This window comes from Chitinophaga sp. GbtcB8 (genome assembly GCF_019091455.1).
Taxonomy (GTDB): Bacteria; Bacteroidota; Bacteroidia; order Chitinophagales; family Chitinophagaceae; genus Chitinophaga.
In genome coordinates this window covers 477,113-490,082 of record NZ_JAGXJN010000002.1, presented here as the reverse complement: position 1 = coordinate 490,082, position 12,970 = coordinate 477,113, and the positions used below count along the sequence as shown (strand labels likewise).

The window sequence follows — 12,970 nt, the reverse complement described above, 5'->3', positions numbered from 1 at the left end:
GAGTAAAAATAAGGAAGCATTCAACTTATCACATGAGATTCATTTGATCCAGGATATGTATCCCCGCATATTTCCCCTCATTTTTTCATTTTGCCTTTTTATCACATTAATGGCAGGCAACTTCTATGCCTATACGCAGGGGAAAGATGCAAGGGTAACCATTACCTGTGAAAATCTTACATTAAGCGACTTCTTTAATGCAATATGGGAACAAACCCAGCTACAGGCCTTCTTCAACGATCAGCAAATAAATAGTTCGGAAAGGATCAGCGTAACATTTAAAAATGAGCCGCTGGATAACGTGCTCGCCTATCTGCTAAGAAAAAGAGAGCTTACCTGGGACTACAGGGGTCAGGTATTTGTGATCTTACCCAGAAAAGAAGGCGATCCGCTGTTAGGTGAGATGCCGAAAAATGTTACCCGAACAGTAACAGGAACAGTGCGGGATAATAATGGTATTCCTGTTAAGAATATTTTTGTTGGGGTGAGAGCTTCCTTTAAAGGAACCCGGACAGATGAAAACGGCCAGTTCAGGTTAAAAGATGTTAAACCGGATGCCCGTCTTGCAACACGTTCCATGCTCTATATTAATAAAGAGGTGATTGCAAAGGAAGATACCATCAATATACAGGTAGCCCCCTACGTTGCAAACCTGGACCAGATAACCATAGTGGGATATTCCCAACAAACGCTTACCGGGAATATCAGCAGGGTAAAAGAGGAGGATATTACTGCTCAACCGGTTTCAAACCCGCTCTTTGCATTACAGGGCCGTATACCCGGGTTATATATTACGGCCATCAGTGGATTGCCTGGCAGCAGTCTTAATATCCGCTTGCGTGGAAGGAACAGTATTGAAAGCAGCACAGATCCGCTGATAATATATGATGGTATGCCTTTCTTTTCGGGACAATCCAATTCAGATGTGACCAATAAGATTGGAAGCGGCGTTGGTTTAGGTGCAAATGTTGCCGCCAGCCCGTTAAACCTGGTAAATGTGCATGATATTGCCAGTATATCTGTACTGAAGGATGCTGATGCTACAGCCATCTACGGCACCCGCGGGGCTAACGGGGTAATAGTCATTACCAGTAAAACGCCCACAGAGGATAGGAAAGGAATGACGGTCAACGTATACTCAGGCATAGCGGAAGCGGGTCATTTGGTTAAGTACCTGGATACGCAGCAATATTTACAGATGCGTCATGAAGGATTAAACAACGACAAGCGGTCTGCTGACTCCTCTCGTGATTATGACCTCAAAGTATGGGATACCACGCGTTATACCAACTGGCAAAAGACGCTGATAGGCGGAACGGGCCATGTTACCAATGCGAACATGGAATTGGTGGGCACAGGTAAAACCAGCAGTTACCGCTTAAGCGGCCTGTATAGGCGTGAAAGCACTGTTTATCCCACTAAAGAATTTTATTACACAAAGGGTTCATTACGGTTTCAATACAATTTCAGCTCACTCAATAAAAAATTCAATGCAGCTGTTGCCGGAAATTATGTGGCTGACCGGAATGTGTTGCCCTCTCTGGATCTTACCCAATTTTCCACATTGCCGCCTAATACGCCGGAGCCTTATGTTCGTGATACCCTCAACTTTGCAGAGGGGAATTTTGAGAACCCTTATAGCTTTATGCTTCAAACCTACAAAGCTGGCTCACATAACGTCCGTACTAATGGCACCTTTAGTTACCAGCTAATACCAGGTTTGTCTATAACATCCACTTTAGGTTATGGCTCCTTCAATATACATGAAACGCAGATCAATCCATCAAGATCATTCGGTGGCCAGATCGCTGGCTTTAGCAATTTTGCGGATACTAAATTTTCCAACCTGATTGCAGAGCTGCAAGGCTCATGGAATAAAACAATTGGAAAAGAACAATTTAATATGCTGATCGGATCCACCTTTCAAAAAGATGGGAAAACGGCCAACAGTTATTCAGGCTATGGGTATAAGGATGATACGCAGCTCGAAAACAGAAATGCTGCAACAGACGTGGATACCAATAACCAAACCAGGCAAAACTATCGTTACACATCCTGGTATGCACATATCGGCTATAAGCATAATGACAAATATTTGCTGAATATAACTATTAACCGGGACGGCTCTACCAGGCTATCCACTATGGGTAGATACGGTAACTTTGGAACCATTGCAGCTGCCTGGATCTTCAGCAGGGAAAGCTGGTTGGTACAAAACCGTATTCTGAGCTTTGGTAAATTGCGCGGCAGCCTGGGAGTATCGGGCAATAACAGATGGACACCCGATGAAAGCAAAAACCCTTCCCTACCTTTTTATCTGGCAGTTGGCAATGTTTATGGCCCCTTAGCCAATTGGAATTATACCTGGGAGAAAGTACGAAAAGCGGAAGCAGGACTAGACCTTGGTTTTTTTAACGATCAGTTGTTAATAAACCTCAGTGTATATCATAACCGCAGTGGTAACCAGCTTCTCACATTAAAATCCGCCTTCGACGGCGCAGAAAAAAGACCGGTGAATTACCCGGCAGTAGTGGAAAACAAAGGTGTGGAGGTAGACATCATCTCCAATAACATAAGATCCGATAAGCTCACCTGGACTACAAATTTGAACATCAGTTTTCCCAAAACAGTACTGAAAAAATTCCCATTCCTGGAAATGACCTCCTACAAATACTATTACTCTGTAGGGTTACCGCTTGATATGTTTAAGGGATACCATGTACTCGGCGTTGCTCCGAAAGAAGGGATCTTCCTGTTTGCGGACAAGAACGGAGACGGAGCTACCCTTGATGACAAGGCATATGGCAAGGGTATTGGGCCCTCCATATATGGAGGTATACAAAATAATATCCGGTGGAAAGGCCTGGAAATTGAATTTCTTTTACGCTTTGTGCGTCAAAAAAATTATAGCTACGAATATGCAAATTCCAATGTTGCCCCGGGCGCTATACGCAATCAGCCTACAACAGTTTGGGACCGCTGGCAGCATCCTGAAGATGTGACCCATATACAGCGATTTACCAGTACAATATTCACACCGGAAGGAACAGCTTTCCGTTATTTAGTTGAGAGCGACCAACGAATAGCAGATGCATCTTATATAAGGATGCAGTCATTATCTGTTGCCTGGCATCTTCCCGAAGCATGGATGCAAAGGATCAGGATAAAAAGCAGTAAATTGTTTGTACAGGGGCAAAATTTGTTTACAATTACCAGGTATCCCGGTTTAGATCCTGAAACTGCCGCATCCTCGGAAAGATATCCTACAACCAGGATGGTTACCGCCGGATTACAAATAGCATTCTAAGAACAGGGGGCAAGACACGGGCACCAGGTTATTTACACCACTTCTTTAATTCGGGGGGCTTGATTACTGTTATGACTTCTCTTACAGTGATACGTATAGCAGTTTAACTTATTGCGCAATCGATAGCAATAATGGGAGATGCTGAAAACCCATGTAACAGAGTAAGCATAAAACCAAATTTAATCATCATGAAAAAGTTCCTATGTAAACGCCGGCGTGAAGCAATTACGCTTGCCGTATTATTATTGTCCACCTTATTTTCACTGGCAAATACGAAACGCACATCTGCCAGATTCATACAGAGTAATCTCGGTAATACTTGCCTGTTAGGGACCCTACCGCCTGAATGCGGAACCACTGTAACCGGTGTTATTTGCACCAGCACTTTGGGAACAGCCACCAGGACCTGGTACCAGGATAATTGTGTGACCGTATACTATCGGCAGCCATAATCCACACCGGGCAAAACGGGAACCATAACACATAACAACATAAAAACGGCAGGGTATGTTGTACCCTGCCGCTTCATTCATCCCCCTCCGCTTACTTAGAAGCAATATGCAGCGTATCTCCCGAAAAACGACAATCAAGTTTAGTGACCGCTGGTATATTATTTATGTTGGCCATCAGGCCAATTGACTTATCGATCAAACCTGTATATCTTTTATCCAGCAGCCGCTCATCATCAATAACAACGCAGGTATCAAACAGCCGCTCCAGCCTGGGAGCTATAGCATTTAGATCTTCATTGAAGAAATGGCACACTCCATGCTGCCATGCCAAAGCAACATTACACGTGCACGCCCGTAGCTGGAACGTGCTACCATGCGTATACACCAGCTCCTCGCCTGCATGTACAATAATGTCTTTGCCCATTGCCCTGACACGGATCTTTCCCTTAACCAATGAGATCTTTGTTACTCCGGAGTCATAGGTATTAACATTGAACTCTGTGCCCAGTACCTCAATGGTGGCATAAGGTGTGTTAATGACAAATGGCCTGCGGCCGGGCGCCACTTTAAAATAAGCTTCCCCTTTAAAATCCACTTTCCGCTTATCTTTTGAGAACTGCACCCGCAGGCGTGAAGCTGCATTGATCCGTACTGTAGATCCATCCGATAAGCTAACGCTATCTTCCTTTCCCCTGAATGTTATCACGGTGTGGATTGCAGTATCCTCCATGTTATCAAAAGGGAGAGCCAGCATAGAATTGTTTCCGCCGAATGTGGGCGGACCGTAATGGAAAAAACAAATGCCGGAGATGATCAATAGTAACACCGCTGCAGCCCTCATCATCTCAAGTCTGCGTGCATGTTTTGTGCTCTTAACAGCAACAACTTTGAGCGTATCCCGGTGCTTATGCTTACCCGCAACAGGTCTTTTGAAATGCCAGGAGCGGTACAGGGCAGATTCGTCGGCATATATAGCTGCAGCCTTGGGATCTGCCGCAATAATATCGCTAAGAAGCTGCTCTTCATCAGGACTGATAGAGCCCGCCAGTTTCTTTGCGATGAGATCTAAAAACATGTTGAAATCGTATAGCATATAAATATGTTCTGGTGTAGTACATATGTTTCTACCACAATCGCCTTAACGCGATTGGGCGGTTTTTCAAGATTATGTCAATACCAACTCATGGATGTTTTGGCAGTGTTGCACAAACTCATTTGTCAGCATTTAATAATGTCCAGGCGACATTTTTTGGGGCGCCCGACAGTACATGATTATCTATGCAGATATCAAGGCATCTGAGAATTATACATTCTCCTATTGTAAGAGCTTTAGCTGTGTGATATATTTATTTACATTACCATAATTAATGGATTGATTAATTGTCCCTTACTCATGGGTATATAGGGTGAAAAAATCCTGCTCAATTTAACAGCAGGATGGGTTAAATCTGGTTAATTACATGTTAAAGCATTTGTTATTGATCGGGAAATTATTATAGCAGCATCAATAAGATACTATCCTTTACAATCCTGATACATCATTGTAATGCATACACTGTTATTTTTATTACAGCGCAACTGCTCCATTCAAGATCCCTATCTCCGCTGCAAGCGCCGGGTATCTTGCTTTCAGATCTTCCAGGATCAATGATAAATGCGTTCCAATATTCACATAGGCAGTGGTCTTACCCTGGAATTGCACACCGGATACCGACATGGATGCCCGGTGCAAGGCCACCACCTCCCACTGGTCGTTCAATACCGGCGAGCCGGAAGTACCGGCTTCTGTATCCGTAAAATAACGCAGCTCATTAGCAGTGGAGGAGCTTACAAGATTATTCCGGATGGCATAACGTTTACCACGCCCGCCGGGGTGCTGTATAATATTAACGGGAATAGGCTCATTGTTATAGGTAAGCATTTGCGTGGTGTACCGCAGCGGGCTTCTGCCGGTGTCCGGCACCCGTATAATGGCATAGTCCAGGCCGGGCTCCCATGCTTCCAGTGCCGTTACCTGGATGGTGCTGCCTGCTTCCATTTCATCTGCATCAAAATCCAGCAATGCCTGCGTGCCTTTTGCCTGCAGCTGCAGATCGGCTTCCGGGGCATTTGCCTCACCCTGTTTCCGCGCATTAATAACGTGATGGTTTGTCATAATAAGCGATGAGGTGAGCAGCCAGCCGGTACCTAAAAAGTTCATGGGCTGCCCATTCGCCAGCTTGCGGGGCTGGCCGTTCTGAAAACCCGGCACTTTCAGCTTTAACACGGCAGGCGCCGCTTTTACGCCTGCTTCCATAAAGGCAAAGGTTACCATATCATCTGCATGAATGATCTGTTCCTTTATTTCCTTTATGTTCTCCACATCAGGTTTGGGAGCACCTGTGGCCCGCTGGTTCACCAGGTCCAGCGTAGCCCTTACCGTTGCTTCATTTTGCCCGGCCCCGTATAACAGGAAGGCTGCATTCTGCAGGTATAGCTGCAGCGGCACCGCACCGGAGGTTAGCCTTTCCACTTCATTCATGTACCCTATATCTACCATCATTTGTGCGGCGGGGTTACCTGCCTGCGGAAAAACGGCCACAAATCTTCTGTCAATGGATTGCAGCAATGCAATGCGGTTCCCGGCCGGGTCTAACCCGCTTATAAGCGCATCGCCCAGTTTCAGGATCTCCTGTTGTGTAAGTAATGCCATTAAACTAAGCTTTCGTATAAATAATTATCTTCTTCCTGCTCCCAGCTTTCCCTGTATTCATCCAGGCCCCTGAGGTTTTCAGTGGTCAGTATGTCAAGCGTTGGCTTGAAACCGTGTATGTTAAAGCTTTCCAGCTGCTTCCTGGTTTTAGGATATTCATCGCCTAAGAGTGGAATAGCCAGCTCAATTACAAAGGGCACCGTATAGGCGTTGCTTTCGTTTATGCGTTCACAGGCAGCGTTTAACCTGAAACGTAAAGCCGGGATAATGTTATTGTTGCTTAAATGGTGGGTATCATGGATCAGCAGCCGGTGGCAGAGGATCTGGATAAGGGGAATGGGGTTGGCCGCACCGGCAATGGCCTGCGCTGCCTGTTCCAGCTTTTCATCTGCAGTGGGTGGATCTTTTCGGAGCAATGCTACCTGCGACTGCAGCCAGAACAATTCCGCCAGGCGGCCCCGGTTCGTGGAGCCGGATACCTTCTCTACCCCCTGCTCCAGCACTTCCCATGCCCGTTGATTATTTTCTATCAGCATATATACCTTTGCTTCCAGCGCAAAAAGTGGGCTTTGTTCTGAGCGGTCTTTCCGCTCGCCTAATAATTCCAGCGCCCATTTAAACTGCAGCTCCTTTAATGCGCGTTTGATCTTACGCGTTATATTCCGCTCCCAGTCCATTATATCCGCATTTGCATAAATATCACGGGGCACTTCAAGGGCCATCCTGGAAGCCAGCCAAACCTTAACATGATCCGGGTATTCTTCCAGGTTAGAGGCTATGGATTGCTCAATACCTTTTATCCAGCGCTGGTCAAGCTCGTGATAACTGTTTTCACCCAATGCCAGCCGGTGGTACATTTCTTCCGCGCGCGCCTCAATAGTTTCCTGCCCTATATAAAAAGCAATGGCGGCATTATGCAGCGTACGTACTTCAGCGTATTTATCCTGCTTCAGCAGCCGGATCATGGATTGCCGGATCTCCGGGCGGTACACCAGGGTACCGGCATCGCCCATTGTTACCAGCGCATGCTCCCGTTTTAACGCTTCAAAAAGCGCTTCTGCTTCTGTTATACTTTCAATGGCTATTTTGCAAACAGGGGCCAGCACATAGAGTATTATTTCCGGGCTGGTAATGCGTAACACCATGCCGGGATGTGCCAGCTTACGCACCTCTTCGTTATGGATATGATCCAGGATCCTTTTGTAGAGCTGCCCCTGTATGATCTGCTCATCCAGCCGGAAGAACATCCAGTTGGATGTACTCAGGTTCTTAATTCCTGAAGTACCGGCAGCACCGGTGTCAGATGTAATTAAGTTGGCTGCAAGCCTTAGCGATAAAGGATTTCCGCCCACCTGTCCGGCAACGGCCTTTGCAACGGTTCCATCTGTAACGCCAAGGGCATTCAGCAAAGTAATGCTGTCGGCCTGGTCCAGCCGTTCCAGGGGCAGCTCCTGCAAAACATCTTTATCTATCCCCAGGTCTGCAATGGGCGTTCTGCCTGCAATAATGATAGACAGCAGGGAAAACTCCCTCTGAATAATACCAAGCATACGCCAAAAGGCACTCAGGCTTTCACGATCGCGGTACTGTACCTCCTCAAAAGTATCCAGTACAATTAATACCGGGAGCGGGCTTTTGGGGTTGTTCTGTTTGGAAATAATATCAAGCAGCGAGGCAAATTCACTATAGAGGGTTTCATCTGCTGAACGGTAGGCATTCAGGCGAATAGTACGGGTAGCAGATATATCTCCCCGGTTATTTATTGCACCCTGGCCATCCCGGTAGTCGCGCACCACATCATTGAACTGTATGAACACAGCGGCAAGCTCCGGGAGCTGTAATGCCAGCTGCGCAGCTACTTCCACCAATATGGTAAAGGGCGTTTCAATGCGCAGGTTAGGCTGGTCAAAAGCCAGGTAAGCAAAGGGGATCTTTTTCTTATTGTCGCCCTGGAAATTCTCCCACAGCAAACGGCCTACCAGCGCCGATTTCCCAATGCCGCCCGGGCCATGAATAGCCAGTATGGGTTTCTTTTTAGACGAGAACCAATCCAGTATGGAAGTGGAGGCATTGCCAATATGCTGGTTCAGGGTACGCAGCTCTTTTTTGCGCCCGGTAAAGTTTGAAATAACCAGGTGCTCAAAACTTGCCAGCACGCTTTTCCGGTGTAACAGCTGCAGCACATCGGCCTGGGAAGGAAGGCTGTCATCCATTCCCCCCAGCCAGGTAAGCACCTGGCACAAACAGTTCAGCTGTTTATAACCCATTTTTTCCGGTGGGGGTATGGTGCCGGTAGACAGGTAGTTTTCCCATAACTTTTGCACATCGGTTATCAAACGGTCCGGGTTGGCCTGCAAAGCCGCCTGCATAGCTGTTCTTGATGTGAACTTACGCAATGCTTCCTGCCGTGTAGCAGGCTTTAACGTAAAAAGGCCTTCTGATAATCCGCCGGCAGCGGGTACAACATAGTCATACAATAATACCCGGGGATGCGGGTGCGTAACAGTGCTATTAAGCGGCTGCAGGGAATCACAGGCAAAACAATGCAGCACGGCTGCTGCCTGCAGGTAAGCCCATAACAGCTGATCATCCTTCGTTGTTTCCTTTTGCTGGCGTTCATCCCGCTTGCTGGTATATTTTGCAATGATCCTGGCAGTAATATCTAATGACATAAAATTAAATTTCGTTGAGAGAATCCTTGAGATCATCCAGTCTTTGCTGTAGCTCGTTCATGCGCTCCGCGCGGTCTTTTGGAAGGCCGGTAAGCACCTGCAGCAGCACGGCCTCGAAATCAATGTCAGGCACGGCTGCAAAGATCACGGTCAGCTCATTCACCGCACGCAAAAGCATCCTTAAGCGCTGGTTCAGCTCATACATTTTCTCCGGTGCTTTGGGAAGGTCAGTGCAAACATATGCCACCAGGTGCTGCATATTAAAGCTGTGGCCTGCTGCTCTTTTCAATATTTCATCTACCGCAAATTCTACATCGTTGGCGGTGCAGGGTTGTATCCGCTCTTCCTCTACCTTACCGGGGTCCACCGTTAATACCGCCCGGTCAAATCCTATGAGTATAAGCCGGCAGCGATGCGAAAACACGCCTGTAGTGATCCGGTCTGAAAGGGCTACCAGGAAATTCCGGGTTGCCGGCAGCAGCATTTCCCCGCGGAAGTTGTCTAAAACAAACCAGTGTTGTGAAGATGTTTGCGATGCTTCATTCAGCACCCAGCCGGCAAGCTGCCGGGCGTACAGGTTTAAATTGGTTTCAGGTGCAGGCATGCTGGTCAGCGGCCTGCCCATCTGGTACACCAGGTCCATAGCCACTTCCCTGGGGCCCATTGACAGGCCCAGCTCAGGGTCCAGAGAAAGCCGGTAAGTTAAGATCGACTTTACGTTTGAAAAGTGCTCTATATAATTCGTGGAGTACGATTTTCCGCATTGGGTATCTCCATTCACCACCAGTATGGGCTGCAGGTTAGCACCGGCAGTGGACAGCCGTTGCAGGTGCGAGCGCAATAATCTCCGGTTCACGAATGGGGTGCTGTTATTCAGCACGGTCTGGTCAAGCGGGTCTGCAACGGGTGGCGGCTGGTGCCGTGAGCGTTCCCAGATCTCCGCGATCTTTGCATCCACAATGGTCAGCTCATAGATCTTCAGCAGGCGTTCCATCCAGGTAGGCATGTGGCCCCAGCCGTCGTTTATGCATAAGCGTACGGCGTCCATGGCTATTTCACGGGCTTTCCCCTGTACCAGGTCTTCGGCAAATGTGGTGTTCATAAAAGAAAGTACCAGCGCGGTCCTGGGTTTTTCTTCCAGGATCAACCGGCTGGTCAGCACTTCTATTACGTAGTCTTTATCGTTTTCAGATAACATAAGAATTAATTTATGCGTCATACCATTCCTGCCAGCTTACACGGCGCATACCCGGCGGCGCAGGTGCATTTTCAGGCGCGATCAGCGGGGTAGTTTCCTGCGGTTGGCTAATGGGCTTTGTAAGGCTGTTCCAGTCAAACATAAATACAGCAGTGTAATACGCGGTTATTTGCGGGGAAAAGAATACCAGGCTGGTATCCCGGTTGTATTGCGTACCGTCAGACGACCAGTTGTTGCTGCCTACCACCGCTATTTTACCATCAATGAGAATGCCCTTGTTATGTACTTTGCTGCTTTGCCGGCGGAACATGCTTCTTTTCCATTTACGGGTACCGATCAGCAGGTCGGAGTGCTCTGCTTTCTGGCTGGGGCCAACAATCACTTTTACATCCAAGCCTGCTTCCATCTTTTGGGCAATAGCCGCAATGATCCGGTCAAATATTTCTGCAGAAGGCTGGCGTATGTAAGAGAACTGCAGGTACAGCGATTCCTCCGCAGCTTCAATCAGCTTCAATACTTCCGCTGCATAATTATCAGGGCTCATCAAAGGTTTCACTTTTACAACCTCGCCGTTTGTATAGAAGGTCTCTGCTGCAAAGGGCTGTGGCTGTATTACGGCTGCTTCCGCTTCAGCTAAGGTATCCGGTACAAAAAGGTCCGGCAGCTCAAAAAAAGCTTCTTCTATTACTGCTCCTGTGGCCTGCCGCATATCATAGCGGATAAACTTTTCGTACATCTCCGCCAAAGGCCTGTCTTCAATGATCACATGCCATTCCCGGTTCCCTTCCTTATACAGGAACTGCTCATTGCCGGGTGTTATCAGGGGTTGGCTGTGAGGGCTCCAGTTACCGCTGGAAAGCCAGAAAGCGCTGGAATCACGCACAGCTACCTTGGTATGGTACGAGTTATTAAAAATGCGGTTAGCGCCGGATACGGATGCTTTTACAAATTCCAGCCTTTCGCCCCAGCTTTGTGAGAGGGTATCTACTATGTGCAGGTCGTTCTTATCAACCTGTAATATCATACTTAGCGTAGCGCCCCGCTCCTGCCCCAGCGTGGTAATGGTATCAATGATGTGCGTTGCATAAAACTCATACATGGCCACCGTAAGGCTGGTAGTGGTTTCTTCAAGAAACGGCTGAAGGGTGGTCCAGCCGGAATCCGGCCCTACATGGCAGGTCACATTCTTCACTTCCATTGCGGTAAGCGCTACCTCGTTGGGGTCCGGCGGCTGGTAGTTAATGTGGGGAGCAGCTTCCAGGTTATATCCCTCCCATATTGAAAGCGGTATCAAACCTTCCACCAGGTCCAGTGGGGTGGCAACTTCGGCTTCAAGGGGTATGCCTTCCAGGCTTTCCGGCAGGGGCACTATGCCGGCATCCGGTTTTGTTACTACTGTTATTACGGGAACAGGATCTTCTCCCCGGTTACTTTTGCTGAATCCCGGGCGCACACCTAATACACCGGGCAGAGTTAACAGCGCTTCCTGGTTGGCTTTAATAACCGTAATAACCGGTCCAAACAGATCGGGGCTTACCGGTAATATTTCTTCCACTGTTTGCATTGTTATTTTTTTGGGATCTGTGATGAATTATGATCTTTTCCAGCTTTCCAGGTTCGAGAAAACCTGGGACGAGATCCTGGTGCCGGAGTTAGCGGTATTGCCTCCGTAGGTATGAATAGCCACCGCTTGCCGCTGTCCGCCCTTAATGATGTATACGCCTGCGCCGCTTTGTCCGCCAGCGGTATCTGCTGCGTAAAAAATCTTATCGGCGTTCACACTGCCTATCTGCCTGTTATCATACCATAAGGTGCCAGGGGGCTTATCTCCCGGGTAACCTTCAATGTTGGCGATGGATGCCAGCAACAGGTTATCGTCATAAACGCCAAAACCCATATATCCCAGCTCCTGGTCAAAAGCAGCCGGTAAAATAATGGCGCCATAATCGTAGTGCTCCAATCCCTTTTCGCCCCATCCCTGCACGGTCCAGAACTCCGTAGCGGTTTTACCGCCAAAGGGCAGCTGTGTACCATTACGGCCGGGCATTACCTGGATCTTTTTTACCCAGCCATCGCGGGCCGGCATACCGCTGTTTTTGATACATACACAATGTCCTGCGGTGATCAATGTGCGCGGGCTTATAAACCAGCCGGTACCTATCCATTGCGTATTATCGGCTGCAGTGATCAGCAGGGAAGCTGTTGCGCGCCAGGGATATTTTTTGGTATCTGTGATCTGTACGCGTTCATCGGTCCCTATCACTACTTCCTTTATTGGACTTGCACCAAAAGAAGCATTCCCGATATCCGCCAGGCCTGACAGGTCCGGAACGTTAAAGGATGTTTCGTCCTCCCCGGCCAGCTCCTGTATAATGCGGGGTATATATTCTATTTCCGCGCCGTCCGTTATAGGCCAGATATCGCCATAACCGGGCGATCCGGGCGATTCCATGGGCACTAACACAGATGATTCAGAGGTAATAATATTTGTTATAGGGGTATGCAATCCTGTCACAGGTACTACATCAGGCATGATAAACAGGTTTATAAAAATGAAGTGCTCGAAGGAAATAATTTTAAATGGGGTGATGAGAAAACTGATCCGTTCGGGGAATTAGAGCCGGCTAAAATAAGGACTGTTGTTGGGGT

At 47.8% G+C, this 12,970-nt stretch carries 7 protein-coding genes; 1 reads left to right on the top strand and 6 read right to left on the bottom strand.

Features of this window, described 5'->3' with window-relative positions; all coding sequences use genetic code 11:
- Positions 1-109 precede the first annotated feature (109 nt).
- Positions 110-3,307 (top strand): SusC/RagA family TonB-linked outer membrane protein, encoded by a 3,198-nt coding sequence (locus KVT36_RS04890; RefSeq protein ID WP_217602381.1) that lies wholly within the window; start codon positions 110-112, stop codon positions 3,305-3,307.
- 543 nt (positions 3,308-3,850) lie between these two features.
- Here the strand turns inward: KVT36_RS04890 and KVT36_RS04885 are convergent.
- From KVT36_RS04885 to KVT36_RS04860, 6 genes are all read right to left on the bottom strand, one after another.
- On the bottom strand, positions 3,851-4,834 hold the full coding sequence (locus KVT36_RS04885) for a FecR family protein (protein WP_217602380.1): 984 nt from the start codon (positions 4,832-4,834) through the stop codon (positions 3,851-3,853).
- A 492-nt stretch (positions 4,835-5,326) separates the two neighbouring features.
- Positions 5,327-6,451: a trypsin-like peptidase domain-containing protein gene (locus KVT36_RS04880; protein WP_217602379.1), complete on the bottom strand. Its 1,125-nt coding sequence runs from the start codon at positions 6,449-6,451 to the stop codon at positions 5,327-5,329.
- Positions 6,451-9,123: an ATP-binding protein gene (locus tag KVT36_RS04875; protein WP_217602378.1), complete on the bottom strand. Its 2,673-nt coding sequence runs from the start codon at positions 9,121-9,123 to the stop codon at positions 6,451-6,453. The genes KVT36_RS04880 and KVT36_RS04875 overlap by 1 nt, the downstream gene beginning before the upstream one ends.
- Positions 9,124-9,127: 4 nt before the next feature.
- The gene (locus KVT36_RS04870) at positions 9,128-10,321 is read right to left on the bottom strand and encodes a hypothetical protein (RefSeq protein ID WP_217602377.1); all 1,194 of its coding nucleotides are present in this window, start codon (positions 10,319-10,321) and stop codon (positions 9,128-9,130) included.
- Between the two features lie 10 nt (positions 10,322-10,331).
- Complete coding sequence (locus KVT36_RS04865) at positions 10,332-11,885, bottom strand: phospholipase D-like domain-containing protein (RefSeq protein ID WP_217602376.1); 1,554 nt, start codon at positions 11,883-11,885, stop codon at positions 10,332-10,334.
- 27 nt (positions 11,886-11,912) lie between these two features.
- Positions 11,913-12,854 carry a serine protease gene (locus KVT36_RS04860; RefSeq protein ID WP_217602375.1) on the bottom strand — a complete coding sequence of 314 codons (942 nt, stop codon included), beginning with the start codon at positions 12,852-12,854 and terminating at the stop codon, positions 11,913-11,915.
- Between the last annotated feature and the right edge of the window lie 116 nt (positions 12,855-12,970).